This window comes from Clostridium formicaceticum (genome assembly GCF_001854185.1).
Taxonomy (GTDB): Bacteria; Bacillota; Clostridia; order Peptostreptococcales; family Natronincolaceae; genus Andreesenella; species Andreesenella formicacetica.
In genome coordinates, this window is record NZ_CP017603.1 from 2,921,153 (window position 1) to 2,946,477 (window position 25,325).

Annotated in this window: 37 protein-coding genes; 33 read left to right on the forward strand and 4 right to left on the reverse strand. The window is 33.0% G+C overall.

From position 1 onward, the window contains the following. Positions 1-35: 35 nt before the first annotated feature. The 33 genes from BJL90_RS13130 to BJL90_RS13265 all read left to right on the forward strand — a co-directional run bounded on the left by BJL90_RS13130 (position 36) and on the right by BJL90_RS13265 (position 21,254). Entirely contained in the window at positions 36-251 is a 216-nt protein-coding gene (locus BJL90_RS13130; protein ID WP_156778789.1) for a hypothetical protein, read from the forward strand. A 74-nt stretch (positions 252-325) separates the two neighbouring features. After that, positions 326-520 carry a transcription initiation factor TFIIIB gene (locus tag BJL90_RS13135; protein WP_070968814.1) on the forward strand — a complete coding sequence of 65 codons (195 nt, stop codon included), beginning with the start codon at positions 326-328 and terminating at the stop codon, positions 518-520. An 11-nt stretch (positions 521-531) separates the two neighbouring features. Next, a complete protein-coding gene (locus tag BJL90_RS13140) occupies positions 532-1,065 on the forward strand; it encodes a GIY-YIG nuclease family protein (RefSeq protein ID WP_156778790.1) in 534 nt (177 codons plus the stop codon). 77 nt (positions 1,066-1,142) lie between these two features. Next, positions 1,143-1,538 (forward strand): hypothetical protein, encoded by a 396-nt coding sequence (locus BJL90_RS13145; protein ID WP_070968819.1) that lies wholly within the window; start codon positions 1,143-1,145, stop codon positions 1,536-1,538. Between the two features lie 38 nt (positions 1,539-1,576). Next, complete coding sequence (locus BJL90_RS13150) at positions 1,577-2,149, forward strand: hypothetical protein (protein ID WP_070968822.1); 573 nt, start codon at positions 1,577-1,579, stop codon at positions 2,147-2,149. Between the two features lie 174 nt (positions 2,150-2,323). Next, positions 2,324-3,172, forward strand: a complete 849-nt coding sequence (locus tag BJL90_RS13155) for a tyrosine-type recombinase/integrase (RefSeq protein ID WP_070968825.1) — start codon at positions 2,324-2,326, stop codon at positions 3,170-3,172. A gap of 279 nt (positions 3,173-3,451) precedes the next feature. Further along, a complete protein-coding gene (locus BJL90_RS13160; RefSeq protein WP_070968828.1) occupies positions 3,452-3,649 on the forward strand; it encodes a hypothetical protein in 198 nt (65 codons plus the stop codon). Between the two features lie 174 nt (positions 3,650-3,823). Further along, the gene (locus BJL90_RS13165) at positions 3,824-4,438 is read left to right on the forward strand and encodes a DUF3841 domain-containing protein (protein WP_070968831.1); all 615 of its coding nucleotides are present in this window, start codon (positions 3,824-3,826) and stop codon (positions 4,436-4,438) included. Positions 4,439-4,453: 15 nt separating this feature from the next. Continuing rightward, a complete protein-coding gene (locus BJL90_RS13170; RefSeq protein ID WP_205684241.1) occupies positions 4,454-6,061 on the forward strand; it encodes a hypothetical protein in 1,608 nt (535 codons plus the stop codon). 58 nt (positions 6,062-6,119) lie between these two features. Continuing rightward, entirely contained in the window at positions 6,120-6,914 is a 795-nt protein-coding gene (locus BJL90_RS13175) for a hypothetical protein (protein WP_169824219.1), read from the forward strand. A 73-nt stretch (positions 6,915-6,987) separates the two neighbouring features. Next, positions 6,988-8,253: a phage portal protein gene (locus BJL90_RS13180; RefSeq protein ID WP_070968835.1), complete on the forward strand. Its 1,266-nt coding sequence runs from the start codon at positions 6,988-6,990 to the stop codon at positions 8,251-8,253. Next, the gene (locus BJL90_RS13185) at positions 8,246-9,004 is read left to right on the forward strand and encodes a minor capsid protein (RefSeq protein WP_070968838.1); all 759 of its coding nucleotides are present in this window, start codon (positions 8,246-8,248) and stop codon (positions 9,002-9,004) included. Before BJL90_RS13180 ends, BJL90_RS13185 begins: the two co-directional genes overlap by 8 nt. Positions 9,005-9,053: 49 nt before the next feature. Next, positions 9,054-9,464, forward strand: a complete 411-nt coding sequence (locus tag BJL90_RS13190) for a cysteine-rich VLP protein (RefSeq protein WP_081561988.1) — start codon at positions 9,054-9,056, stop codon at positions 9,462-9,464. A gap of 142 nt (positions 9,465-9,606) precedes the next feature. Then, on the forward strand, positions 9,607-10,215 hold the full coding sequence (locus BJL90_RS13195) for a capsid assembly scaffolding protein Gp46 family protein (RefSeq protein WP_236904915.1): 609 nt from the start codon (positions 9,607-9,609) through the stop codon (positions 10,213-10,215). 30 nt (positions 10,216-10,245) lie between these two features. Continuing rightward, on the forward strand, positions 10,246-10,629 hold the full coding sequence (locus BJL90_RS13200; RefSeq protein WP_070968848.1) for a hypothetical protein: 384 nt from the start codon (positions 10,246-10,248) through the stop codon (positions 10,627-10,629). 27 nt (positions 10,630-10,656) lie between these two features. Then, positions 10,657-10,791: a hypothetical protein gene (locus tag BJL90_RS23075; RefSeq protein WP_257786386.1), complete on the forward strand. Its 135-nt coding sequence runs from the start codon at positions 10,657-10,659 to the stop codon at positions 10,789-10,791. 33 nt (positions 10,792-10,824) lie between these two features. After that, on the forward strand, positions 10,825-11,712 hold the full coding sequence (locus BJL90_RS13205) for a major capsid protein (protein WP_236904916.1): 888 nt from the start codon (positions 10,825-10,827) through the stop codon (positions 11,710-11,712). 211 nt (positions 11,713-11,923) lie between these two features. Beyond that, the gene (locus BJL90_RS13210) at positions 11,924-12,484 is read left to right on the forward strand and encodes a GNAT family N-acetyltransferase (protein ID WP_070968851.1); all 561 of its coding nucleotides are present in this window, start codon (positions 11,924-11,926) and stop codon (positions 12,482-12,484) included. A 92-nt stretch (positions 12,485-12,576) separates the two neighbouring features. Continuing rightward, on the forward strand, positions 12,577-12,741 hold the full coding sequence (locus tag BJL90_RS21995) for a hypothetical protein (RefSeq protein WP_156778791.1): 165 nt from the start codon (positions 12,577-12,579) through the stop codon (positions 12,739-12,741). Between the two features lie 146 nt (positions 12,742-12,887). Beyond that, positions 12,888-13,130 carry a hypothetical protein gene (locus tag BJL90_RS13215; protein ID WP_156778792.1) on the forward strand — a complete coding sequence of 81 codons (243 nt, stop codon included), beginning with the start codon at positions 12,888-12,890 and terminating at the stop codon, positions 13,128-13,130. An 83-nt stretch (positions 13,131-13,213) separates the two neighbouring features. Continuing rightward, positions 13,214-13,381 (forward strand): hypothetical protein, encoded by a 168-nt coding sequence (locus BJL90_RS22000; RefSeq protein ID WP_156778793.1) that lies wholly within the window; start codon positions 13,214-13,216, stop codon positions 13,379-13,381. A 78-nt stretch (positions 13,382-13,459) separates the two neighbouring features. After that, the gene (locus tag BJL90_RS22805) at positions 13,460-13,759 is read left to right on the forward strand and encodes a hypothetical protein (RefSeq protein WP_236904917.1); all 300 of its coding nucleotides are present in this window, start codon (positions 13,460-13,462) and stop codon (positions 13,757-13,759) included. A gap of 127 nt (positions 13,760-13,886) precedes the next feature. Further along, positions 13,887-14,108, forward strand: a complete 222-nt coding sequence (locus BJL90_RS13225; RefSeq protein WP_070973220.1) for a PF20097 family protein — start codon at positions 13,887-13,889, stop codon at positions 14,106-14,108. A gap of 262 nt (positions 14,109-14,370) precedes the next feature. Beyond that, complete coding sequence (gene tnpA, locus BJL90_RS13230; protein ID WP_081561990.1) at positions 14,371-14,709, forward strand: IS66 family insertion sequence element accessory protein TnpA; 339 nt, start codon at positions 14,371-14,373, stop codon at positions 14,707-14,709. Further along, the gene (tnpB, locus tag BJL90_RS13235) at positions 14,703-15,053 is read left to right on the forward strand and encodes an IS66 family insertion sequence element accessory protein TnpB (RefSeq protein WP_070968856.1); all 351 of its coding nucleotides are present in this window, start codon (positions 14,703-14,705) and stop codon (positions 15,051-15,053) included. Before tnpA ends, tnpB (BJL90_RS13235) begins: the two co-directional genes overlap by 7 nt. A gap of 73 nt (positions 15,054-15,126) precedes the next feature. Beyond that, positions 15,127-16,755 (forward strand): IS66 family transposase, encoded by a 1,629-nt coding sequence (gene tnpC / locus BJL90_RS13240; protein WP_081561992.1) that lies wholly within the window; start codon positions 15,127-15,129, stop codon positions 16,753-16,755. A 171-nt stretch (positions 16,756-16,926) separates the two neighbouring features. Continuing rightward, positions 16,927-17,073 (forward strand): hypothetical protein, encoded by a 147-nt coding sequence (locus tag BJL90_RS22005; RefSeq protein WP_156778794.1) that lies wholly within the window; start codon positions 16,927-16,929, stop codon positions 17,071-17,073. Then, on the forward strand, positions 17,025-17,309 hold the full coding sequence (tnpB, locus tag BJL90_RS21520) for an IS66 family insertion sequence element accessory protein TnpB (RefSeq protein ID WP_070968859.1): 285 nt from the start codon (positions 17,025-17,027) through the stop codon (positions 17,307-17,309). The genes BJL90_RS22005 and tnpB (BJL90_RS21520) overlap by 49 nt, the downstream gene beginning before the upstream one ends. A 368-nt stretch (positions 17,310-17,677) precedes the next feature. Continuing rightward, positions 17,678-18,667, forward strand: a complete 990-nt coding sequence (locus BJL90_RS13250) for an ATP-dependent DNA helicase (RefSeq protein ID WP_156778796.1) — start codon at positions 17,678-17,680, stop codon at positions 18,665-18,667. Between the two features lie 91 nt (positions 18,668-18,758). Further along, positions 18,759-18,923 (forward strand): hypothetical protein, encoded by a 165-nt coding sequence (locus BJL90_RS22010; protein ID WP_156778797.1) that lies wholly within the window; start codon positions 18,759-18,761, stop codon positions 18,921-18,923. Positions 18,924-19,164: 241 nt separating this feature from the next. Continuing rightward, positions 19,165-19,548, forward strand: a complete 384-nt coding sequence (locus BJL90_RS13255; protein WP_070968865.1) for a helix-turn-helix domain-containing protein — start codon at positions 19,165-19,167, stop codon at positions 19,546-19,548. Further along, positions 19,538-20,338, forward strand: coding sequence for an ImmA/IrrE family metallo-endopeptidase (locus tag BJL90_RS13260; protein WP_070968868.1), 801 nt, complete (start codon positions 19,538-19,540; stop codon positions 20,336-20,338). The genes BJL90_RS13255 and BJL90_RS13260 overlap by 11 nt, the downstream gene beginning before the upstream one ends. Beyond that, on the forward strand, positions 20,331-21,254 hold the full coding sequence (locus tag BJL90_RS13265; RefSeq protein WP_070968871.1) for a transposase: 924 nt from the start codon (positions 20,331-20,333) through the stop codon (positions 21,252-21,254). The genes BJL90_RS13260 and BJL90_RS13265 overlap by 8 nt, the downstream gene beginning before the upstream one ends. Positions 21,255-21,469: 215 nt before the next feature. On the opposite strand, the gene BJL90_RS13270 is transcribed toward BJL90_RS13265, so the two are convergent. The 4 genes from BJL90_RS13270 to BJL90_RS13280 form a co-directional block, all read right to left on the reverse strand. Further along, entirely contained in the window at positions 21,470-22,210 is a 741-nt protein-coding gene (locus BJL90_RS13270) for an arsenic resistance protein (protein ID WP_169824220.1), read from the reverse strand. Continuing rightward, on the reverse strand, positions 22,204-22,443 hold the full coding sequence (locus BJL90_RS21525; protein WP_081561994.1) for a hypothetical protein: 240 nt from the start codon (positions 22,441-22,443) through the stop codon (positions 22,204-22,206). The genes BJL90_RS13270 and BJL90_RS21525 overlap by 7 nt, the downstream gene beginning before the upstream one ends. 402 nt (positions 22,444-22,845) lie before the next feature. Beyond that, positions 22,846-23,517, reverse strand: a complete 672-nt coding sequence (locus tag BJL90_RS13275; RefSeq protein ID WP_070968874.1) for a P-II family nitrogen regulator — start codon at positions 23,515-23,517, stop codon at positions 22,846-22,848. Next, a complete protein-coding gene (locus BJL90_RS13280; protein ID WP_472234729.1) occupies positions 23,507-25,009 on the reverse strand; it encodes a DUF1538 domain-containing protein in 1,503 nt (500 codons plus the stop codon). The genes BJL90_RS13275 and BJL90_RS13280 overlap by 11 nt, the downstream gene beginning before the upstream one ends. Between the last annotated feature and the right edge of the window lie 316 nt (positions 25,010-25,325).

The window sequence follows — 25,325 nt, forward strand, 5'->3', positions numbered from 1 at the left end:
ACTACCTAACCAAATATGGAAAGGTGGAGATTGGAATGACCAAACTAAAACTAAATATTATGATGGAAGGACTCATTGCCACAGCAGTAGAAAAAATATACGTGCTGGGGTGGGAAGATGCTCAAGAGGATGTTAAAAGGATTATTGATATGGTAAATGATCTAGAACTGTTTTGGGATGAGGATGGAAAACTTACTGGCGTAGACTGGGGCATGAAGATAGCAGAAACAGTAGAAAAAGCTAGGGGCTGAGAAATCGGCTCTTTTCCTTTTGATATACTATCTATGATATAATTATCTAAAATATAAGCATATGAGGTGATTGTGTGGAAGCTACTCAATGTCCCAAATGTGGATGTAAAGAAATTGGCAAAGGCAAATTGACTGGACATGCGGTGATAAGACCAGTTGATAAGTTTTTTTCCTTGGGATCTGATATTATAGCAGATATTTGTACAGAATGTGGTTACATATTAGAAATGAAAGTTTCACAACCAGAAAAGTTTAAGGATAAACGATGAGTGGAATGAACATGGAAATTATAAACCTGTTAAAGCAAAATGCTTTTTATCCTTTGATAAATAAGGAAATTGATTTACCAGATAAGCAAGGATTGTATTTAATTTGCATCAATAAAATAGAAGTATTACCTGAAGCTATGGAGAATCTAACCTATACATATTTTGAAGGTAAAGCAGTTATTTATCTTGGCATTTCGGGTAGTAGAGGATTGCGGAAAAGGGATTATAACAATCATTTCCATGGAACAGCGAGAGTATCTACATTGAGAAAAAGCCTAGGTGTTCTATTTGGCTATGAAAAGGTTCAAAGCTTAAAAGATCAAGGAACTTCAAATTTTAAGTTTATTACAGAATATGAAAAGGCATTAACTGAATGGATGCTTAATAATTTAATCATGTATTATTATGCTACGGATGAAGATGTAGAAAATATTGAAACAGAGCTAATCAGTTATTTTAATCCACCATTGAATTTAAGTAAGAATAAAAGTGAGGTTAATAAAGAGTTTAGAAGGAAATTATCGAAATTGAGGTGTACTTTATAGTGAATGGCAATCAGCTCTTTTTAGATTGTCCATTTCCTTTTACTGGTATATAATTATTGGTGAAAGGGGATGAGGGTATGAGTATATGGAAGAATGAAAGATTGGAAGATAAAATAATCGAGATTTTAAAAGATGTTAATTTTAAACCAAATCAGAATCACCATTTTGGAAAGCCTTTTCTAACTCCATATCAATTAGCTTTTGAATTAAAAAAGAGATATCCTGAGACTGTAGAAAACCTTAATTCTTGTAAGGACATTGGTGGTGAAGGAAGTGGTAATTATAATTCTCTACCACAATATTTAGCAGGACAAATATCTCAACATTATCAATCAATGAAAGCTAGGGGAGTGGAAGGAGCCTTTCTGTCAGGGAATGATCTTAAAGAATTAATATTTGATAGGGACATAAAATCTTCTGTAAGAGATGTATCATTATTTAGATATAATAGAGACTTTGATGAGAGCCAATAATAAGGCTCTTTTTTAGTTATGAGGAGGTAAGGTGATAGTTGAGCAGAAAAGGTGTACCAAATAAAATGACTAAATGGGAAACTCATATTTTACCCCATCTATCTGATATTAAAGACTGGTTATTAGAAGGAGCCACTGATAAAGAAATATGTGACCGCTTAGATATAAGCCATGATACATGGTATAGATATATGAAGGAACATGAAATACTATCTGAACTCGTTTCTATGGGGAAGTCTGTTATGGATTCTCAGGTAGAAAAAGCACTTTTCAAATTAGCTATTGGGTATGAATATGAAGAAATTAAAACAATTGTAGAGGAAGATAAAAATGGTAAAAAAAGAACGAGGATAGAAAAGATAAAACGTCATCAACCAGCAAATGCTACAGCTTTATCCTTTTGGTTAAGGAATCGGCAACCTGAAAAGTGGAATGAAAGAAAAGAAATTATATTGGATACTAAAGATAACGAGCAGGCAAGAAAGAAACTGTTCCTAGAAATGATTCAAGATGATATTGTTGAAGCTGAGTATTCGGAGGTTGATGAGGGTGCGAAGGATTATGAAGATAATATCTTAGACGCTCCCCAAGAAGATGAATATACTGATTAGCAGTAACATTATGTATCGAGTTTTTAGGGAGATAAATGCCCTTTTCATTGCAATTATTAGCCTAAATTAGCCAAAACTGACGACATAATGACGGTTATGGATTGAGATTTATCTTTACTTACAGCACCTTCAGAGGTATCATGTACACACCAAATACTAATGGAGGTGCTGAACATGGCTTATACCAAAGCTTTTGAAGAATATCTAAAGGGACAAGATAAAAGCATTAATACCGTTTCCTGCTATATTAGGGATGCCAAAGCTTTTATAAACTGGTACAATAACCGAACTGATTATGGCTTGGATAAACTAATAGAACTGGACTTGGTAGAATATAAGAAGTATATGCAAAACGGTACTGATTCAATCATAACAATAAATCGTAAAATTGCAAGCGTTAATGCTTTCTTAGCTTGGCTGCACAGGGAAGGAAAAGTTGAAAAGGAACTAAGCATCAAACCTATAAAAAACAAGGAAACACGCCAATATAAAGGGCTTGATGACAGGGAACTAAGGAAACTTAGGGCAGAGATTCATAGGACAGGAGATAAGATGCATATAGCAATCATTGAGATATTGTTGGGAACAGGCATAAGAGTAAGCGAACTGGTGGATTTAAAGCTTGACGATATAGAGATGACCGATAGGAAGGGCAAAATAGCAGTGCTTGGCAAAGGAAATGCACTAAGAGGTGTTCCACTTAATAAAGATGTAAGGAAAGCTATAGGTGAATACCTAGAAGTTAGAAGAGAATCAGCCGATAATCACTTACTAATAGGTCAAAGAGGGAGCTTAAATCGAAATGCTATCAATCTAATATTGAAGAAGTATGGGGATCGAGTAGGAATTGCAATAACTCCTCATAAATTAAGGCATACCTTGGGATATAAGCTGGTTAGAGAAGGCAAGCCAATAACAACTATTCAGCAGATATTTGGACATGACAATATACAAAGCACTAACATATACACATTGACAATTGAAAAGGATAAAATTGAAGCACTAGAAGGACTGGAGTGGTAGAGATAGCCACTCTTTTTTTCTATTTATTATAGAAGGGAGGGGTTCTTCTATTTCAAACAGATGCCCTGACAGCAAAGGGTGCAGAAATTTTTTTGACATTTTTTATGGGGAAGTTTTAATCGGGATTAATAACTTTTAAAACAGACTTCCTGCGTGTAAAATCAATGGGTGTAGGGGTTATAATGGGGTACAGTCATATGTCTTTAGAGGAAAATAGAAGGAAATGTAGAATTACATAATAAAACATACCAAATTTATAGTAATGAGAGGAAAGTGCCTATGAAGATAATAGGGGATATTAATGATATAGATTTAAAAATTCTTGCTAATGAATTTATTGTAACAGTGGATATACAGTCTAAAGATGAAGTTTCAATGAAACTACTAAAGTTTTTAAGGGATGGAGAAATAAAAATTGAAGATGCAGCTATATTTCATGAGATATGTATGATTATAGAGGATAAGTTGTTTGGGTAGATGTATGGATTAGAGTGGTAAAATACCCATTCTTTTTTAACGCACTTTTCCCAATGGGAGGGGTGCTTCTATTTTGGGAAGATAGGCTAACAGTAAAGGATATGAAAATTTTTTTGACATTTATTACCCCAAAATTTATCATATATGTAAGGTGAAAAAGTAAGGAGAATGCAAATGAAGCTATGGACTATACAGAATATTGCTGCATATGAGAAGTTCAAGGAAACAGGGGTGCTTCGTGCAGAAGAAGAATTTATTTGGAATGATTTCAAATTTCAGTATAATTGGATAGTAGGACAAATGAAAAATAGGATTGGATCGCCACTTGATAAAAAAATCAAATTTCCAATATGGGCATGGCATCAGTGGAGTGGAGTAAAAAAGCCAAAACCAGATTTAAGGTTTTCAGGACATTTAGAGAAAGGTACAAAAGGTGCTAGAATAGAATTTGAAGCATCTAATAAAAGTTTTCTCCTATCCGATTTTCATGGATTCAATTGTATCCTAAACTATGGATATATATGCGATTACGAAATGGAATATGATAATTTTTATGAAAGATTAGCCCAATATGGTTATGTGCATGAAAGCATGTTTAATTTAAATGAACAGTCTGAAACAATGGGTTTCTTTAGAGATGAGTTAATTAGAAGTTGGGAGAAGATCTTTGATTTAGATGTTAACGATGAATATTGGTCAGGGAAAAAAGAAGAACAATCAATACAAGCTACATTATGGGAAGTTAAATGGGAACAGGTTATTAGCGTTAAGGAATTTATGGCAAAGTAACGAAAAGGAGGCAATATGCATCAGATACATGAACAAGACCATCGCCGTCAAAGCCTCCTGTTAAAAGAATATCTGAACAAATCTTTCTCTCCGAACAAGATAGAAGAACTTGTAGGGGAGTTTTCATTTTCAGAACTTAGAAGGTTACTTGGCGAGATGGACATAGAATTTTTTGCCCTGTGTTACTTCCCTAAATATTTTGACAGGAAGTTTGGGCAGTTTCACAAAGAGCTATTTGAAGAATTAAAATATATGCTAAACAATAAAGGGTTGATTGAAGCTTTTGGACTTCCAAGGGAACATGGCAAAAGCACAATCAACTCTTTTTTATTTCCCCTGTATTCCACTTTATATAACAAGTCACAATTCACATTAATCATTTCAGCAACAGAACAGATTGCCCTACCATTCTTAGATATGATTAAAGACGAATTAGAAAACAATCAAATGTTAATAGAGGACTTTGGTATTGAAAAAGGCAGTCGCTGGAACAATAATGAGATATGGATTAAAAGTAGAGGTGGACTGGATTCATGTATCATGATAAGGGGAATTGATGGTTCCCTTAGGGGTATCCATTATAAGCAACATCGCCCTACATTGGTACTTTTGGATGATCTGCTTAAAGATGATACCGCTAAAAGTGAAGCCAAAAGAGAACAAGTAAAAAGTGTCTTTAGAGATGTAGTAATTCCCATAGGTACAAGAGATACCAACATTTTAGTAGTTGGAAAAATTTTAAATGAAGAAGATTTAATGGCAGATTTACTAAAAGGTAAAATACCAGGGGTGAGAAGCATAAAGAAAGCAGCCATTATTAACTGGTCTGAACGAGATGATTTATGGAGCCAGTGGGAAACTAAATATAATAACCTTCAAGACTTGGATAGAATTGAAACTTCCAAGTCTTTTTTTTATGACCATGAAGAGGAAATGCTAGAGGGAACTGAAATTCTATGGGGAGAGTATTTAGATTATTACTATCTTATGTGTAAGAAGCAAGCCATGGGAGATAAGTCCTTTTATAAAGAGATGCAGAATGACCCTAGAAGTACAGATGATTATATATTTCAAAATATATCTTACTGGGACAGGCTGCCAGAATATGAGGAAATGGAAATGGTCATGTATATTGATCCTGCAATTAAAGCAGGAAAAAGAAATGACTATAGTGCTATTACAATCTTGGGAAAGCATAATAAAACTAATCAGATGTATGTAGTAGATGGTTCTATTTATAAATTGCTTCCTGATGATTTATTTAAAATGGCAATTGATAAACTTAAGCTATATCCAGTTGAGAAGATTGGCTTTGAAGGAACACAGGCACAGAGTTATATGAAGCAGAAATTTGAAGAGGAACTGTGGAATAATAGAATCTTTGTTCTTGTTGAAGAGGTAGTTGCAAGAGGGCAAAAACATGAAAGGATTATTAGCTTAGAGCCTGATATTAAGAAGGGACATATACTGTTCAATTCTTCCAACATAGGATATAATAATCAAATAAAGGACTATAATAAATTTGCTAAAAATGATGATGCTCCTGATAGTTTATATGGAGCTGTTCAATTGGTGCAAGGTGTACAGAGGATTAGGTTTTATGATAGGGGATTGTTATTTTGATTGATAATAAAATAAGTTAAAAGAAGGTGTATGGGTTATGATATTTTGTAAAATTACGATGCGAGAGCCTGACGAAAATAGTGGACAATATTATAAGGCATTCTATAACATATATAGTTTTATGCAACTAAGCAACTTGGCATTTCACAGTTTATTAGAATCAGCATCAAACAATGATATTAAGGAATTTATAGATGAACATAACGGTAGAATTACCAATAATGACGATAGAATTTGTGTGCATCTTTTGGGAATGGGTATTGATGCTAGAGGATTGTATGATAAAGGTGATAAGTCAAATGTTTTTACAAATGTTTTCGATACGTTGAGTAAGAAAGGATTAAGCTTTAAATATACACTTGAATTTTTTCTAAATTTACAGGAGTTTATTCTTATATATGCTCTGTTTGAAGATAATATAAAGGCGATTATTGGCAATCCGAAGGCAACACAGTCAGGATTGATGAGAGAGTTAGAACAGTTCATTGTAAAGAAAAATAAGCTTACTATATTTACAGATAAAATAAGCGAAATGACTGGTTCAACTATAGAAGCTTATAATGAGATTAAAAGTCTATGGACATATTTTACCATTATAAGAAATTTATATGCACATTCAGCAGGAATAGTAACGGATAGAGTGTTAGGTGATTTAGAAAAAATCAAAAATGAGATTGGCGATTTTTGTAATAAGAAAAACTTCTTGTTACTTAATATTATGGCTGACAATGATGAAGATGTTCTAAATTTCTTATTAGAAAAAGAACAGTTATATGTAATAACTGATTGCCAGTTGAATTTTTTCCGCAGTTTCATCGTATATATATTAGAAGCATTAGATATAACAATATAGCACTATAGTATTAGTCTATACCAGAAATGGTATGGGCTATTTTTATGTCCATTTTTAGAAAGGAAGTGATACTTTGCAAATTAATGAAAGCCTTATAAAACAATGCTTAACCGAGTTAGAGAATAACTCCAGCATCAAGCAAAAATACAAGGACTACTACGAAGGAAACCATAGTATACTTAACAACTATGCCATGCAGGACAGCAGAAGTAACATGAAGTTAGTTTTCAATTTTCCTAGAAAATTCGTTGACAATGAAACAGGCTATCTATTGGGTAAGCCTGTTAATTTCATATCCAAAACAGATGATGATGAAATCATAGATGCCATTGATAAAAATATTAGTCACTGGGACAAGGAGCACAATATTCATCTTAGAAAATCCAGTGAAATTTATGGAGAGAGCTACGAATTGAACTATATCAATCAAGATGGAGAGTTTTGTGGTACAATCCTAAATCCTATGAGTTGCTATGTCCTAGAGGATGGCACAGCAGAAAGAAATGGTATACTAGCTCTTCATAAATTTAATAGGAGATTTGATGAAAATACCTATCTTGATGTATATACAAATCATGAAATACTTCACTATATTATAGAAGATGGACTAAAGCTACAAGGTAAGCATACTCATATTTTTGATAGAGTACCCATAATCGTCTGCCCAGCAAACAGCGAAAGGAAGAGTGGCTTTCATGATGTCATTAGTCTGGTAGATGCCTATAATGCCATCAATTCAGATTTAGTTAACGAGATTTCAGACCATAGAAATGCCTATCTCGTGATAGAAAATGCCAAAATTGAAGAAGAAGATTTACTAAAGATGAAATCCATGGGAATTATCCAAGTCCCGAAAGGTGGTTCAGTAAAGTGGCTCACAAAAGACATCAATGATTCCTTCGTAAAAAATGAACTGGATAATATTGAAAGAAAAATATTTGATATGATGGATCAAGTAAATTTTAATGAGAACTGGGCAGCCAATACATCCTCCTTGGCAATTAGGAATAAATTACTAAATCTTGAAAATAGAGTAGCCCTCCGTGAAGCCATCATGGAGCAGGTAATAAAGAAGAGACTAAAAAATCTCTTTATTTTTTTGTCTAAAAAAGAGGGTAGATATTTTGACTATAAGGACATAGCCATCAAATTCACAAGAAACCTTCCAACGGATCTTGTTGGTCTTGCTGATGTTATCACCAAGCTTCAAAATGTATGCTCTCAAGAATCTCTGCTGACATTACTTCCCTTCATCGAAAGCCCGAAGGTGGAGATCAGTAAATTCAAGGCTGAACAAAAGCAAATAGAATTACATAATTTGGATGGTTTAGATGAGTAGACATGGTGAAATTATTGAGATAAAACAGGCAATGATTCAAAGAACGGAGGAACAAGAGAAGAAACTTCAAATTGAGCATAGGAAAATACTAAGACTATTACTATTGATGCTACTGGAATTTTATCATCATTACTCTGTGGATGGGAAACTAATTATTAATAGGTATCAACGTGAAAGCTTTATGGTACAGGTGGAGAAATTGCTACTGGAAAAAGTCGGTGCTATGGCAGCACTGGAAAAAAACATCTTGGAAAATCTGTTAAATGAAATCTATGAAGATACCTATATCAAGCATAGTGATCTACTAGATGGTAGTTCGCCACTTCCTTTGAATCCTAATCTAATCAATGACCATATACATCAAAAGTTTAAGGAAGATACCTTTGGCAATAGAATCCATAGGAATAAACAGGAGTTGGTTACAAAGCTATATCATCTAATTAATACTGGCATAAAGGAGGGAAGGGATTATCAACAATTGACTAAAGAGATAGATAAAGCATTTCAATATAGTGGGTATCAGAGCAAACGGTTAATGATGACGGAAGAATCCCGTATATTTAACTTATCTCAACGTACAGCTTTTAAAGTCATGGACTATAAAGGTAAAATTATGTGGTGTTCAGTATTATGCCACACTACCTGTGATTATTGCCAAAGCATGCATGGAGAAACCTTTTATATAGAGGATGATAACCTTCCAGATATGCCAGCCCATGCAAACTGTCAATGCTTTTGGGTGCCAGTGTAGATATAGTAGATATTTAATATAAGATATTGAAAGAGGGGAAATGTGGATATTGGATAAAAAATTTAAAAAGGAAATCACTAGCTTAATCAAGAGGGAATGTGCAAACTATGATTCTCAGTTTTGTGGTATTAATCATTATTGTTGTATGGTTGATACCACTTGTATATTTTTTAGAGAGAATCAAGAAGTAGGTAGATGCAAGTATTTTGAAAAAGGAGTGCTACCTTTAGAGGATGATTTAGAAAGCGGATATCGTATTTATCATTCAAAGGATCAAGGAAGTACAACTTCATCTAAACCAGCAAAGCCTAGAATCAAATGTGAAAGGTGTGGTACTTATGTAAAAGCTAATTCAAACAGACAGCGATATTGTGATAGCTGCAAGAAACATAGTGATAAAGAAAAGGCTAGACTTAGAAAACAAAAAAGTAGGAGTGAAACACAAAATGTCACGATTTAGACATACCTGAAAGTTAGTAAAATCAATGGGTGTGAAATGCAAAAATGAGGGATTAGATGTAATATACCACTTGCTGTTTTTTTAAAATCCTAAAGCGTGACAAATCGATTTTTATGAGGGTTTTTAACCATAACATTATGGGATGGATAGAATTACTCATTCAAATAAAATAAAAATATTGGAGGTAATCATTATGGAAGAAAACAAAAATGTAAAGACTGAGGGGACACAGGAAGTGGATACTCAATCAAAGGAAACACAGGAGTTTGATATTAAATCTGTGCTAGAGAATGATGAATTTAAAAGGTTCATGGAATCCTACGCAGATAAAAGAGTAAGTGAAGCTGTTAAAACAACTAAAAAGAAATTACAACAGGAGTATGAGGAAGAAAAGAAAAAATCAGAAATGACTCAGGAGGAAATATTACAGCAAAAAGAAAGAGAACTATATGATAGAGAACTGAAACTAGAAAAAATCCAGTATTTCAAGGAGAAAAACTATGACCTTGATTTACTGGATTTTGTTGTTGGTGGAGATATAGATATGATTCAGGAAAAGGCTGATTCTCTTATATCCACCATTAATAAAGTGGTAGAAAAACAGGTGGCTGAAAGATTAAAGCAAGGATATGTTCCACCAGCTAATGGATCTAAAACCACAGCTACAGAGAGCATTGGTTTGAAATTAGCAAAGCAAATAAAAGAAAGTCAACAGTATTCACAAGAAGCACAGCAACAATATTTTAAGTAAAACAAAATAAAAAATTAGGAGGAATTGATTATGTCAAAGTTTGTTGAAACAAATTATACGAGCACGAGGGAAATATTAAAGTTTCCCGACCATTATGTAGCCATAGCAGTTACAGTGAGTGATGAGGGAATAGAAGTAAACGAGTATGGAAAGAAAGTCATACCAGCAGGAACCATTGTAGGAGGAAAATCAAAGCCGGTTTTATTAAATGAAGATGAAGTAGTTGTAAGGAAAAACACTCAAGGCACTGATGCAAATGAAGCCGAGGGTGTTTTATTTTATGATGTGGATGTGACTTATGGTGCAAAAGAAGCTGCTATGCTTATTCATGGATTTATAGCAATAGATAAACTTCCAGAAGCACCAGCTGTAGATGCAGTAACAGCATTAAAACAAATTAGCTTTATAAAATAAAAAATAAGAAAAGGAGAAGTGATACATATGAAAAATATATTTGATTTAGTAAATGCAGAGGAGATAGCAACCTATTATACCAATAACCCTAGTAACAATATTCCTTATCTAGGAGGAACGCTATTTCCACCAAAGAAACAGTTAGGGTTAGATTTATCTTGAATTAAAGGGCATAATGGACTACCAGTAGCTTTAATGCCTAGTGCCTTTGATACCAAGGCAACCTTAAGGGATAGAATAGGGATTAGTAAAATTGAAACAGAGATGCCTTTCTTTAGAGAAGCCATGAGGATTGGTGAAAAGGAGAGACAGGAGTTAAATAAAGCAGCAGGTTCAATGAATAGTGCCTATGTGATGCCTATTATTCAACGGATTTATGATGATGTAAATAATCTTGTAGAAGGGGCAGAAGTTAACAATGAAAGAATGAGGATGCAGTTACTCTCCACAGGAAAAATATCCATCACAGCCAATCGAGTAAATTATGACTATGGCTATAAATTTAGTTCTGAGCATAAAGAAACATTACTAACAGGAGCTAGATGGAGTAACGTAGAATCCTCTACACCGATTCAGGATATACAAAGATGGGTTAACAAGATTGAAGAAAGTACAGGGGATAAACCAACAAGAGCAATATGTACATTAAAGACTTGGAATTATTTACTTACAAATAAGTCCATAAGATTAGACATGAATCCAATAGGAGCAGATAATATTATTCTAACGGATAATATGTTAAGACAGTATTTATCTGCAAAACTAGGACTTACTGTAGCAGTATATAATAAAAAATATGCTCTAACAGATGGAAGTACCCATCAATTCTTCCCTGATGATGTGTTTACATTAATTCCAGAGGGTAACTTAGGAAATACCTATTTTGGAACAACACCTGAAGAATCCGATTTAATGAGTGGCAATACTGATGCAAAGGTACAGATTGTTAACACAGGTGTGGCTATTACTACCATTAAAGAACCTCACCCAGTGAATGTACAGACCATTGTTTCAGAAATTGCTCTGCCTTCATTTGAGAAAATAGACAGTATTTTTATTGCGAAGGTTAATGAAGAATTGTAAGTATAATAAATGAAGCTTAAGAGAGGGATGGCTTAATCAGTTATCCCTTTTCTACAGAGATTACTGTGAACTTTTATTTAGTATTTTAAAGGATTCTTAAATTTTTATGCAGAAATATATTTATAGTGAAGGATATTTCTTGTAGTGTTTTATATCAGATAAAAAATATGACATGATGTGCTACTAAATTATTCAAAGGAGAAAATAACACATGGTGAACAATAAAGATAATGAATTTCCCATATTACGAACTGAAAGATTAATCCTACGGAAATTGACAGAAGAGGATGCAAGTTCTTTATTCAAATATTGGTCAGATAACGAAGTTACTAGATATATGAATATAAATACTTTTACTAATACGTGTGAAGCAAGAAATATGATTAACCTATTGAATATACTATTTGAAAAGAAACAAGCCATTCGTTGGGGCATATATAGCAAGACATTGGAGTGTCTTATCGGTACTTGTGGATATAATTCTGGACTAAAGCAAGAAGAATATATTGGGGAAATTGGCTATGAGTTAGGAAGCCATTACTGGGGGAAAGGGTTTATGGCAGAAGCATTAAATGCTATTTTGGATTATGGGTTTAAGGATTTAAATTTAAACCGTATAGAAGCATATGTAATGCTAGAAAATGAAAAATCAATAAACCTTCTTGAAAAGCTATATTTTCAAAAAGAAGGAATTTTAAGAGAGCATGGATGCTATAAAAACGGTTTTTGGGATGAATACATTTTTTCATTACTAAAGAGAGATAGAAGCTAAAACTATTACACATTATCTTTCAAAGGTGTAACAGATGAATTTTGCACATTTAAGCCTATTGATTTATCGACTACTTGTAGGGGGAATAACTTATGGAGTATATTCAAGCGGGTTTAGCACTATCAATGGTATTTTTTATAGTTATAGTAATCACAAGAATTTGGATGAAATTCGCAAATCATATTGGGAATACCTTTGGGATAGGAAATTTTTTAATTAAATTATGGGAAAAAATAAGAAAATTAAGTAATATGTAGTTAAACATTTACTTTATATTATGTTTTTAAGACTTAGTAGATAAATTATGCGAAACTAAACATTGTTTATATAATAAAGGGAATGGTTAAATATGAAAAAGAATAAGTGGATGATTACATTATATCTAAATGCTGTTAAGTGGAGGTTGATATCGTATATAATTGCTTTTTTGGTAATTTTTATTCCTATATTTATAGTGTCAGTTACCGATAATGGATTCAGTTCGTTTTATGGCAAAACTTTTATTACTTTAGCAATTATTTTTATTATAATTGGAAAAATACTAACTACATTTAAAAGAACTATAGATGATGGTGCTATGCACTGGACTGGCATTGGCAGTATTACTGGGCTTTTAATTGTACTACTATGGGGTGTACTAAGATAACTAATCTAAAGACACATTATCTTTTTAAGGCGTCACAGATGCAAAGTGTGAAATAGCAATTAATTATAGAGGGGGAGAAGATAATGTTTTTGATTTTTATATCTCTGATAACGGGATATATCGGTATGGCATTAGGAAGTAGCTCAAATGCGGGAGGAATATTTGGTCTTGTAGGATTTCTAAGTCCAACCATATTTCTTTTGCAAAAAATGTATATAAAGTTAGAGGAAGTAGAGAAGAAACTAGATTAGTTTACATCATCTTTTTTAGTCGTCACATATGAATTATGTGCAACAGAAGTAGAAAAAGATGTGAGGGAGTGATGTTAGTTGAATCCTGGTATATACGCATCGGTGTTTATAACATTTTTTGTTATTTTTACGCAACAACATGAAATGCGAAAAGCAGTAATGATAAAAAGAAAGAAAAAAAAGGGGTTGAAAAATATAATGAACGAATTAATCAAAAAGTATATTAGGAAAAGTTGCAAAATAAGCACAGGGTCATTTGGAACAACTATAGTAGGAAAAATAATTGATGTAAATGAAAACTGGATTGAAGTTGAAACTAAAAAAGGCAATGAACTTGTAAATGCAGAATTTATACAGAATATCAAAATAAATTCATAATAGCATAAAGACGCACTCTCTTTTAAATGTGTAGTAACAGATAATTGGATTTGACAATGGAAGAATTGCTTATAGTGGCTAGTAGTTTTATATAATGCGTAAAGCAGGAGTACAAAGGGTGGGATCAATGAGAAAAGTAGATAATGTAAGTTGTCCTAAATGTGGACAAAAAATGAAAAATGGATACATATATTCTCCACATCAAATAATGTGGGCTGATAATAATAATACTAAAATTACCGCTATAGGAGATGAAACATTAGTAGGTTTGTCAGGATTTAAGATGAAAAAAGTAGTAGCTTATAGATGCGAAGCGTGTAAGATTGTTACATTTGAATACGATTCATAAATTTGAAATGAGAGATATCATCTTCTTTAAATGCCATAAATTTATTGAAATAATCAAATAAAGGTTAAAGGAATGGACATATTTGCTTGAAAGATTAGCAATATACCCATTCCTTGTTTTATGTAGAATTACACGTACCTTTATCAAAACTTAAATAAAAATGAAAGGATGAATATGAGTAAGCGCCAAAGAATTTCTGCCTAGATTGTACCAGGAAGCTTTGCTAGAATAACAGATAACAAGCAATAGGGAGGTATCTGTTATGACAAATGAAGCACTGAACATTGACTGGGAAGATATTTTAGATAAATTCTCTTCTCATGAAGGAAGCATCAAGGCCTTTTGTGAAGAGAATAGTATAAGTGCCCATCAGCTTTACTACAGGAGAAAAAAATTACAAAACAATAACACTCCTGTATTTCATGCTGTTAGCTTTAAAGATAAGGAAGCTGATGAGGCTGTAAATCAAAATATTATTCCACCTAATCCTGTCTCAGCATCAACTATAAAAATTGAAATAGGCAAAGCTAAGATATATATACCAAGCAATGATAAGGTATCTCTATCTAATGTTTTTAAGGAAATCATAGCATTATGCTAAATATAGATAAAGTGGATAAAGTATATTTGGCTTGTGGGGTAACGGATCTTAGGAAAAATATAGATGGACTAAGTATGATTGTACAGACCGAGTTTAAGCTGGACCCTTTTGAAAAGGCACTATTTGTCTTTTGCAATAGGCAGATGAATAAACTAAAGATACTTCACTTTGATGATGGCTTTTGGCTATACTATCATCGGCTAGAAAGAAATAAATTCAGATGGTCTATGTCAAAGGAAGAAGCTTTAAAGGTTTCCATTGAAGAACTAAGGTGGCTGCTTAAGGGGTATGAAGTAAGAACTATATCAAAATTCAAGCCCGTTAAAGAGAGAAATTACTTTTAGAAAAAGATACCATAAAACCTTTGTATGCATTCAAATTACAAGGATTTTATGGTATAATTGTTTTGTAAATAAAATGAAAACGGGGATGAAAATGACGAAGGTAAATTTACAAAACCAACTGGACGAAAAGACGAAAGAACTAATTTTAAAAATGGAAGAAGAGCTTGAAGCAAAGGATAAGGAAATAGAAAACTTGAAAAATGAGTTAGCTTATCTTAAAAATCAAGTACTTAATAAAAACAGAAAAATATTTGGCTCTTCCAGTGAACAGGCTAATACTATACAGGTATCCTTTTTTGATGAAGCTGAAAAAGATAGTAACTTAAAAGCAGCTGAGCCTACTATTGAGGAAATTACTTACAAGAGAACGAAGCCAACCAGCAATACTGGAAAAAAAGATAACTTAGCAAACCTAGAAAAAATAGTAATTGAGCATAAGCTTGATGAAGATCAACAGTCCTGCAGAGATTGTTCCAGTGATTTAGTGGTTATAGGTAAGAAGTCAAAGGAAGTGTTAAAGTATATACCTGCAAAGCTGTATGTAGAAGAACATCTAACCTACAGCTATGCCTGCAGATCATGTGAAGAAAATAATGATAAAGCAAATATAATTACAACAAAGGCTCCAAAGACCTTGCTACATAAGAGTATGGCATCTAACGAGCTTCTTAGTCATGTCATAAATTTAAAATACCAGCATGCACTGCCTTTAAATAGACAAGAATCCTACTTCAAGATGATGGGGGCAAATCTTTCTAGACAAACCCTTGCCAACTGGGTTATTGGTGCAGCCCATGAACTAGATCCAATTTATCAGCTTATGAAGGAAGAACTCCTTAAGAGAAACTATATCCAGGCTGATGAAACAGTTGTTAAAGTTTTAGATGATAGGGGCAAGGAGTCCAATAAACAAAAGTATATGTGGCTCTATAAATGCCCAGATAAAGATCAACCTATTATCATCTACGACTACCAAAAGACAAGATCTGGTTCTTGTCCTAAGGGTTTTTTAAGTGGATTTTCAAAATATATTCAAACAGATGGCTATGCTGGATATAATAAAGTTGAAAATGTCAAAAGACTTTATTGCCTAGCCCATATAAGAAGAAAGTTCCACGAAATAATAGTGAATCTAGACGAAGAAGCCCTAAAGTCTTCAAGAGCATTAATAGGGTTTAATTATTGTGCTCAGCTTTATAAGATTGAAAAAGACCTAAAAGAACAGCATAGTGGAAAAGAAGATTTCTATGAGAGGCGTTATAAAAAGCGACTTGACGCATCCAAGTCAATAATAGAAGAATTTATAGATTATGTAGATAAAGAAATAAAAGATGCTGTTCCCAAAAGTGCCCTTGGTAAAGCCTTAGCATATACCAAACCACTACTTCCTAGTTTTTTAAAAGTATTTCTAGAAGATGGATCTTTAGAAATAGATAATAACTCTGCAGAGCGATCCATAAGACCATTTGTAGTGGGTCGTAGCAACTGGCTTTTCTCAGCTTCAACCAAAGGTGCAGAGTCTAGTGCATTAATCTATAGCATCACTGAAACGGCTAAGAACAATAATTTAGTTGTTGAAAAATATTTACTTTACTTAATGAACAACTTTTCAAATATAGACCCTCAAGACAAGGGAAGCTTGTTAAAACTACTACCCTTTTCAAAGGAAGTACCTGAAAGTTTAAAAGTTCAAGCTAAGTAAAAATATAGAATCCAGTAGAGTTAGCAACATATCTAACTTCTACTGGATTTATTTTATCAGCTATTAAATTGGATTTCTATACGTTAATTCCTTGGCGCTTACACTTATAGGTACTGGGTCACAAGGTTAAGAAAGCAGGAACATGTAACGGCGGATATTGATTGGGCTGAAATGAAAATTCAGCCACAGGAAACGTTAGTTTATCCGAAGGCTTCTTTTATCACTATAGGGTATGAAGGTTTTACAATAGATATATCTGAAGCTACAGATTGTCGGTTGTTGGCGGAGGTATTAAAGATTCTGCTGACGGTATGCTAGGGGGTTTTATACAAGGAGCAGAACATATCTACATCGCTTGCGGCTATACGGATTTTAGGAAGCAGATTGATGGTCTTGCTGCTCTTGTAAGCATGAAATTTAAATTGGACCCTTATTCTTCTACCTGTGTGTTTCTATTCTGTAATAAGAGAAGAAACTCTCTAAAAGCATTGCGCTTTGAAGAAGATGGGTTTATCATGGCAACAAAGAAACTTATGAAGGACATGTCTTTTTAATGGCCTCGTAAGACGGATGAGATAAAAGACATCACACCGGAAGGAAAAGAGGATTATCTGCTCTTTTTCCTGATTACACCCATGCCATTATAGATGAAGCGCATAAATTGAAAGACGCTGCCAACCAGATGTATGACACTTCAGTTAGACAAGATGAAATCAATCGATTATTGAGAAAAGCACTGCCAAAGCATGATGGTTCCAATGTCAAACGGATTTGAGAAATATGTAATGAAGGTATAACCTACAATGATTTATTCTTCAAGGAAGTAATTCATCAGATTCCAAAAGAGATTGAAGATGAAGATACTGAAAAATACAAGACCATCATCACTCAACGAGCTAGAGTGTTTTTAAATCGAGTTGTTGTGAATTTAGAAGAAATTCTTAGATTGCTTCCGGAAAAAGATAGAAAGCTGATGGTAGATATTAAGCGAAATATTCGCCAGATGAAAATCTTTAATTGTTGCGATATCATCTACTGGCTTGAAGAGCCTTTTTCGAAAGGTCAAACCACACTAGCATCGGTTCCGATTACTTTAAGTAAAGAACTTGGACAAGATCTATGGACAAACGACATTTCTTTTCTTTTAACATCGGGAACCATAGCAGTTGATGGAGATTTCAATTATATAAAGAATGAATTGGGAATGAAGCAAGTCCGCAAAGATCGGATTATTGAAATAAGTAAAGGAACACCTTTCAATTTTGAAGAAAACTGCTTACTGTATGTAGCTGAAAATATGGAATATCCGGATTATGATAATCCAAAGTACATTGCCAATATTACTGATGAGGTCGAAAGATTAATTCGAGCATCTAATGGACATGGTCTGGTCCTATTTACTTCGTATAAGCCGTTGAGGCTTGTGTATCAAAATCTCAATGAAAGGATAATGGAGATTCCACTGTTTCAAATGACAAGAGGCAGATCAGATGCGATTAATGCATTTAGAGCAAGTGGAAAAGGTGTTTTGTTTGCAACAGGTAGTATGTGGGAAGGGGTTAATATTCCAGGGGATATCTTATCTCACTTAATTATTTGTTATGTGAAATTACCATTTCCAATACCTGATCCAATCAGTGAATACGAGAAGACTTGTTACAGTTCTATTGATGATTACTTGAATTCAGTTCTGATTCCTCAGATGCTAATTAAACTCAAACAAGGTGCTGGGCGTTTGATTAGAAACGAGACAGATACAGACATCATATCGATTTTGGATTCAAGAGCAGGTGCAAATGGTAGATACCACGAAGTTGTCTTGGTAGCATTGCCTAAATGCAGTATTACATCGGATATTCAAGAGATCAAGCAATTTTTAAGGCTGATGAAAGACAAGACATATTTTGAATGATTGTAGGTTTACAAGGGTTAGATGAACTCTTGTTTTTTTTTATATCAAATTTGAGCTAAAAAAATGGTGTCATATAAAGGAGGACATAGAAATGGATGATACTTTAAAGTTTTGTGAGCAAATGGCATTACTAAATCAACTAAGGAATAAGAAACTCGTAACTGCATACGAATACGATAAGATTAAAAGGTATATCAAGAAAAAATATAAAATCGGTATTTATGGAATGGAACTGTATCCTAATACTGATAGCTAAATTGAAACGTAAAAAAATAGTGGATTTAAACTCAATGCCATATTAAAAATCTTTCATATTAAATGATGTAGCAGATTGAAGGATGTCTCATACAATAATAATAAATATTGATTTAGATATCAAATATTGATACAATAAACAGAGCGAACTTTGATATAAACATTTGTAAAGATATAAAAGGTAAAAATGTTGAATAAAAGTATCATTATGTGATATAATATAATTAAAAGGAGGAATTGTTATGACTAAGTTTATACAAAATCTTAACGAATACATTACACATTATAATATTAAGAATAGTTTTATTGTAAAACTTACTGGAATTGAGAAAAATAAGTTTTCTCGCTTACTTAATAGCAAGCAAGATATACTTTATGAGGACATGGAAGCAATTGCTAAAGCTTTAGGTAAGGAAATAAGTTACTTTATGCAAGAAAATTTAATGTTAAAATCATCTGGTTATGAAGAATCAACTTCAATAGCATTTTATATGGGTGCTGTTGATGAAGAAAAAAAAGAATTAGCAAATCTAATATTTGATTTTCTTGAGCATGTTGATGCAGTCTTAGGTATTCAGAAGAAGATTGATAAGGATGCATTAGAGGTGCTTGATTATGGATTTTAGTAGATTTAAAGCCATTATTATTAAAAATCGGGAATATGAGATGAGTGTTAAAGAAGCAATAAAAGATTTCCATAATCAAGTTATATGGGATGGTGATATTCCTAAAATAATGAGAGAAATCGGAAAAAAACTTAATACACTAATTATTGAAATCCCAATGAGAGATAATGATTTTGGAGCATGTTATTTGGGAACTGGCTATAGTAAGTATCTGCTTTTAAATTCAAATCAACCTAGAAACAAAATGTATTTCTCTTTTTGTCATGACATTTATCATATACTCAAGGGAACCCCTGATTATATTAATGAAAAACGTGAGGTTCATTTTAACCAAGAGTATTTTGAAAACGAAAATGAAAGTAAAGCAAATCTTTTTGCAGCAAATCTGCTTATGCCAGAAGTAGAATTTAAAAAAATGTATGATATGTTCAATGTGGACAGTGAAAGAATTGAATGCGTAGTTGTAAAATTAATGAATTACTTCAATGCACCTTTCGTAGCAGTTTTAGTAAGAATATATGAACTGCGAATATTGGAAGACATAAATGTTGCTAAAGAATTATTAGATTTTAATGCTGAGAAAATAGAAGAATTGTTTGAAGAACTTTGGTTAGATAAAGAAATTCTTAAAGCATCTTTGAAGGATGAAATGGGCTACCTTTTCGAAACGCTAAAGAAAGAAGGCAATAGACTAGTAAAGAAAGAATTGCTTTCAGAGTCAAGCTTAGAAGGTATATTAAAAAACACATGGAAACTTTATCTATCAATTAGGGTAAAGCAGGATGAGTAAAGTATACCAAGAATTTCCTCAAAATTATAGCGATATAGAAAAGTACCTAATATCTGCACCTGATCAAATTATTGATTTATTCTTCAAACATGAAAAACATTTTTTTTATGATACTTGCTCTATAATACATCATTCAAATGCAAGTTCTAATGATTTTATTATAGAATTCTTTTTGAAGCATTCAGCTGTAATTATAATAACGAAAACAGTTTTAATGGAACTTTCATCGAGTACTTTTGTCATTGATCCAATTCAAATTGATTACCTAAGAAAGATTCATGAAAATGGTATACCAATTCTATTTATTGCTGAAGAAATGGTCATGGATATACTAAAGGATGCATTGTCAATTAGTAATGAGGAAGCAAATGTATTATTAGGGTATGCTGTAAAAGAAGTTAGTAAATTCAAAACAGCTACTTATAATATAATAAATACGCTTGATGAGGGTGTTAGAAATAGAATCGTAAATCGTAATCCAGGTAGTGAAACGCTATATGAACCATTCTTCAAATATGCTCGTCATCAAAAATCTGAAGGAGACAGTTTAGCAGAAGAACTGATTTTAATTAGTATAATTGTCTTAACAAGAATTCCTGTGGGCAAATATATTCTTATTAGTGATGATTTAAAAATAAGGAGTAATGTCATTAGTGTAAATAGTTATATTGAAAAGCACCACGGCAGAAAAGCTCCTATGCAACTGACAACATCCAGACTGATCTATGAAATGTATAAGAACGAAATCCTAACTGTCCGGGATGATATGATGAATATTTTGTCAGCTTCTTTTCATGGTAACGTCAAAGTGTATTACATTGGTGAGGAAGACATCCAATTAGTGGATGAATCTTTTGGCAAAGATGATTTGCTAAATCAAATGCTTACAATACCGGAATTTAGGATAGTATATTAGAAAAATACAATTTAAACACCTATATATAACAAATGAATGCTAAAAATTAGAGCCTTCTCGAATCACACCTTCCCCCTTTCACTTTGTGACATCCCTCTATCGAAAGGAGAGTTTAAAACCTCCTTCTACAAGGGAGATGGTAGCAAAACTAACAGAGGGAGTGCGACATCCATATAAATGCTGCAATTTATTTTTTTATGCTGCCATTATAAACATCAGGTAAGATTTGTCCACCATTTTTTAGAATAAAAAAGAAGCATAAGCTGAGAAAATGCAAAAAGCATTGGTAATTCAATTAAAGATTTAACAGCTAAAACCAAAGGAATAAGAGGTTTATCTGGAAAAGTAGCCACAGCAATAGTTAAAGCTAGTGGTGCGTTTCTGGCTAATATAGTAAAAATCAAACTGGTTCCCTCTTGATAAGATAACTTAAATCCCCGACCTATTATCTGCCCTACAGAGAAATTAATTATAAAAAATAAGGTTACTGGTATAATGAGTCGAATTACCAAGCCTAGGTTCTCAATTAAAATAATTCCTTGAGAAGCAAACATTGCCATAATGGCAAACATAAGAAATAAAGATTGAAATATACCTACTCTCCCAAGGATATTTTGTTCAAACCAATTTTCATCCTTTATGTACAAGATAATCTTCCTCGTTAATACTGCAATAATAAAGGGTAGTAGCAATACCCTCAAAAAACTTTCTAGAAAAAAATATGGCTGTATTTCTACCACGGTTCCAGCAAAAAGGAAAATAGCAACAGGTATTGAAATAAATTGCATAAATAAATTCCAGGGTAAAAATGTCGTAGACAGTGCAATACTTCCGCCAGCTATTCCTGTAAAAACTAAATACCAGTCGGTACAAGGGGTTACCATATCCATAATTAATGCAATAAAAACATCAGGGGTGTCACGGAAAAAAATAAAACTGAGACCAAAAGCTAACAAAGGCGTCCATAAAAAATGATAACGAGGTTCATTCTCAATACTTTTGCATTTTTAAATCCTGCCTTCAAACTTGCAACTGGCGTCTGAAGAAAAACACCAAAAAGCATCACAATAAGAAAAGGAGTAATAAAATGTGTTGCTATCCCAGCAACATTACCTATCTGTCCTAGTGCAAGACCTGCAATCATGGCTGCAATCATAAAAATCCATTGAAATATTTCAAAAAAATCCATATTTTTCACTCCCATCATAATAGTATCTTATAATAACATAACACTAAAATTCTAGTAAAACAAGTTAAATATATCGTGTTTCTGAACAAGTGTACAGCTCTCACGTATTATAACTACCTATTAAGCCTGTTTTCCTTTTAAAGCTACCGTCCTCTTCATCCTTTTCATAATATACTGTAATAGACATATGACCATAACTATTATACTTCATACCCCACTTGCAAAACATACCTTTTGAACGTATTTTAGTTTCTCTTCTGCTGAAAGTTTACTTTTTCGTCCGATAAAAATATGCTCCTCCTTATGGTTAATCGTTTTATTTATCTTAACTGTCTACCGTAAGGAGAGCATATGGCAGGGGTAATGTGAGCTTCTATCAGCATTTTTTTGTATATAAAGATGTTAATACAAACCATAGGTTTTATTTATGTCTTGGATAAAAATAATACCATTACCTGGTTCATCAATCTTGAGGTTTTCTCTAATAGAAGAAACTATACCTTCTGTTAGATGATTTTGAGATATGATCAATACAACTTCCTTTTCTGGCTCTATTTCCATATCAAACAGTTTACTAGTTTCATGAATACCAGAACCTCTTGCATTGACAATCGTTGCTCCTCTGGAATCTGCTTTATTTGCAGCCTCTACAACAATTTCTCCTTTTCCCCTATCAACAACAGTGATAATAAGATTATACATAGGATTTTCCACCCCTCTACTTTCTTTAAAATCATGGTCTCTCCTTGCTAAACACTTAGCTCCTAATATATTTAAGACAGAAGTACTAAATGCTATACCGTGATGAGGTTTATCAAATTTAAACTTCTTATTAAGTTCCTCTAAAGCAGTATAGGCTGTGTCCTTCTTTGATACCATTAGAACAATTTCTCTTCTTACCTCATTTAAACCCAAAAATTCCCATATAGGATTTTTAATAGTTCCTTTCCCTAAGAAAATAGTGCCTCCTGTTACTCCATATTGTTTTGCATGTTTTATGATTTTACTTGCTGTTCCGAAATTTATAATTACGCAGAGTAGTTCAAAACCAGTACTATCAGAACTATTCTTCATCCTCTGTTATACCTCCTTTTTTAGATTTGACACTAAAGATAAATCCTAATATTTGTAAAGTGATTATTGGCGTCATAGCTACCATAGCAATCATTCCAAATCCATCTATTAAAACATTTGCTCCTTCAATTGCTTCAGCAGCTCCTTGAGTAAAAGCTAGAATAAAAGTAGCGGTCATAGGCCCGGTAGCAACCCCACCTGCATCAAAGGCGATCCCTACGAACAATTTTGGTACAAAATAAGTCATAGCAATTGAGATTATGTATCCTGGTAAAAGATAATGCCATAGTTGGATTCCAGGTACAATAATTCTTAACATTGAAAGAGCTACTGCAATACCAACGCCAAGAGAAAGAGCAATTAATACAGCTTTTCTCTTAACATACCCACTTGTAACATCTTCTATTTGATGGGTTAATACATAAACAGCAGGCTCAGCTAATATTGTCACTATGCCAAGTACTAACCCCATAAGTATAAGATAATAGTTACTATCTAAAGATGCAAGAATATATCCCACAATGCCTCCTACATCCATAAATCCAGCATTTACACCAACTAAAAATAGCACTAATCCTACCAAGGCATAAACAAAGCCCTTTAATATCTTTGAAAAAGCATTTTTGCTCAATTTAAAGGATATTTTTTGTAGAAGTAAAAGAATAATCAATAAGGGCAAAAGAGCAAAAAAACCTTCCCTTAATACCACAGGGAACACCTGAACAAAGGGACCTAGAATGGAGGTTGACTCGGGTATGTCGAATTCAAGTCCAGGGGAAAACTCACTGGTTTTTGAAAAAACACTTAAAATTATAACCGATATTATGGCACCTATAGATGCTATGGCAACTAAGCCAAAGCTATCTTTTTCAGCAGCCTTGCTATCTTTCTTCATTGCAGAAACACCTATTGCAAGGGCTAAAATAAATGGTACTGCTAATATACCTGTTGTGGCACCTGAAGCATCAAAGGATATAGCTAAAAATTCTGATGATGTAAATAAAGCTAGAATAAAAGTAAGCCCATAAAGTCCCGTTAGTATTTTGTATAATGGCACATTTGAGACTATTCTAATTAAGCCAAAGGCAATCATCACTGCTAGACCAATAGACACCACAATAAGGATACTTAGGCTGGATATTTGCCCAGATGTAACCAAATCAACTTGATTTGCAAGAACCAGTAGACCAGGTTCAGCGATGGAAATAAAAAATCCAAGGATTAATCCAGCAGTAATTATTATCCATAGCTTATTTGTTTTAGCAATAGTTGCCCCCACTAGGCTTCCAAGGGGAGTAATCCCAATATCTACTCCAATCAGAAAGATGGATAGCCCTAAAACAACAAAAAGTGCTCCAATAATAAACCTGATGATGAGGGGAGTTTCAAGAGGTGTAAGAGAAAAATTTAATATTAGTACGATGATTGTGATAGGAAGAACTGAAAATAAAACCTCCTTCAGCTTTTCAGTAAGTACACTCAATATCTTCATTTCCTTTCATTCAATTTCTATTAAGGCAATTATTAGTTAATTTGATGTGATTGGTTTACATACTCATCATTACCTAGTATAGCATAGGCATAATCTATAAACAACAGTAGCAGGTTCTCTTCATTGCAATTACAAAGTATATTTTAAACTGTTTAAATGTTAAAATTACACCAATTACGGTGTGGTCTTCTAATTTATATATAAGAGATTTACTTTTATCATAGATGCTATTAAAGGTATATGCAGATATTTTTTAAAAAACCAAGTAATAGGTATACTTCAAATATTTTAAACACACATTGTAATATCTAATCAA

What these genes read in the sequence shown, in the direction of transcription:
- BJL90_RS13130 (WP_156778789.1), top strand. Translation starts at nt 36, where the DNA reads ATGACCAAACTAAAACTAAATATTATGATGGAAGGACTCATTGCCACA.
- BJL90_RS13140 (WP_156778790.1), top strand. Translation starts at nt 532, where the DNA reads ATGGAAATTATAAACCTGTTAAAGCAAAATGCTTTTTATCCTTTGATA.
- BJL90_RS13145 (WP_070968819.1), top strand. Translation starts at nt 1,143, where the DNA reads ATGAGTATATGGAAGAATGAAAGATTGGAAGATAAAATAATCGAGATT.
- BJL90_RS13155 (WP_070968825.1), top strand. Translation starts at nt 2,324, where the DNA reads ATGGCTTATACCAAAGCTTTTGAAGAATATCTAAAGGGACAAGATAAA.
- BJL90_RS13160 (WP_070968828.1), top strand. Translation starts at nt 3,452, where the DNA reads ATGAAGATAATAGGGGATATTAATGATATAGATTTAAAAATTCTTGCT.
- BJL90_RS13165 (WP_070968831.1), top strand. Translation starts at nt 3,824, where the DNA reads ATGAAGCTATGGACTATACAGAATATTGCTGCATATGAGAAGTTCAAG.
- BJL90_RS13170 (WP_205684241.1), top strand. Translation starts at nt 4,454, where the DNA reads ATGCATCAGATACATGAACAAGACCATCGCCGTCAAAGCCTCCTGTTA.
- BJL90_RS13175 (WP_169824219.1), top strand. Translation starts at nt 6,120, where the DNA reads ATGCGAGAGCCTGACGAAAATAGTGGACAATATTATAAGGCATTCTAT.
- BJL90_RS13185 (WP_070968838.1), top strand. Translation starts at nt 8,246, where the DNA reads ATGAGTAGACATGGTGAAATTATTGAGATAAAACAGGCAATGATTCAA.
- BJL90_RS13195 (WP_236904915.1), top strand. Translation starts at nt 9,607, where the DNA reads ATGGATAGAATTACTCATTCAAATAAAATAAAAATATTGGAGGTAATC.
- BJL90_RS13200 (WP_070968848.1), top strand. Translation starts at nt 10,246, where the DNA reads ATGTCAAAGTTTGTTGAAACAAATTATACGAGCACGAGGGAAATATTA.
- BJL90_RS23075 (WP_257786386.1), top strand. Translation starts at nt 10,657, where the DNA reads ATGAAAAATATATTTGATTTAGTAAATGCAGAGGAGATAGCAACCTAT.
- BJL90_RS13205 (WP_236904916.1), top strand. Translation starts at nt 10,825, where the DNA reads ATGCCTAGTGCCTTTGATACCAAGGCAACCTTAAGGGATAGAATAGGG.
- BJL90_RS13210 (WP_070968851.1), top strand. Translation starts at nt 11,924, where the DNA reads ATGGTGAACAATAAAGATAATGAATTTCCCATATTACGAACTGAAAGA.
- BJL90_RS21995 (WP_156778791.1), top strand. Translation starts at nt 12,577, where the DNA reads ATGGAGTATATTCAAGCGGGTTTAGCACTATCAATGGTATTTTTTATA.
- BJL90_RS22000 (WP_156778793.1), top strand. Translation starts at nt 13,214, where the DNA reads ATGTTTTTGATTTTTATATCTCTGATAACGGGATATATCGGTATGGCA.
- BJL90_RS13225 (WP_070973220.1), top strand. Translation starts at nt 13,887, where the DNA reads ATGAGAAAAGTAGATAATGTAAGTTGTCCTAAATGTGGACAAAAAATG.
- tnpA (WP_081561990.1), top strand. Translation starts at nt 14,371, where the DNA reads ATGACAAATGAAGCACTGAACATTGACTGGGAAGATATTTTAGATAAA.
- tnpB (WP_070968856.1), top strand. Translation starts at nt 14,703, where the DNA reads ATGCTAAATATAGATAAAGTGGATAAAGTATATTTGGCTTGTGGGGTA.
- tnpC (WP_081561992.1), top strand. Translation starts at nt 15,127, where the DNA reads ATGAAAACGGGGATGAAAATGACGAAGGTAAATTTACAAAACCAACTG.
- BJL90_RS22005 (WP_156778794.1), top strand. Translation starts at nt 16,927, where the DNA reads ATGAAAATTCAGCCACAGGAAACGTTAGTTTATCCGAAGGCTTCTTTT.
- BJL90_RS22010 (WP_156778797.1), top strand. Translation starts at nt 18,759, where the DNA reads ATGGATGATACTTTAAAGTTTTGTGAGCAAATGGCATTACTAAATCAA.
- BJL90_RS13255 (WP_070968865.1), top strand. Translation starts at nt 19,165, where the DNA reads ATGACTAAGTTTATACAAAATCTTAACGAATACATTACACATTATAAT.
- BJL90_RS13260 (WP_070968868.1), top strand. Translation starts at nt 19,538, where the DNA reads ATGGATTTTAGTAGATTTAAAGCCATTATTATTAAAAATCGGGAATAT.
- BJL90_RS13265 (WP_070968871.1), top strand. Translation starts at nt 20,331, where the DNA reads ATGAGTAAAGTATACCAAGAATTTCCTCAAAATTATAGCGATATAGAA.
- BJL90_RS21525 (WP_081561994.1), bottom strand. Translation starts at nt 22,443, where the DNA reads ATGGATTTTTTTGAAATATTTCAATGGATTTTTATGATTGCAGCCATG.
- BJL90_RS13275 (WP_070968874.1), bottom strand. Translation starts at nt 23,517, where the DNA reads ATGAAGAATAGTTCTGATAGTACTGGTTTTGAACTACTCTGCGTAATT.
- BJL90_RS13280 (WP_472234729.1), bottom strand. Translation starts at nt 25,009, where the DNA reads ATGAAGATATTGAGTGTACTTACTGAAAAGCTGAAGGAGGTTTTATTT.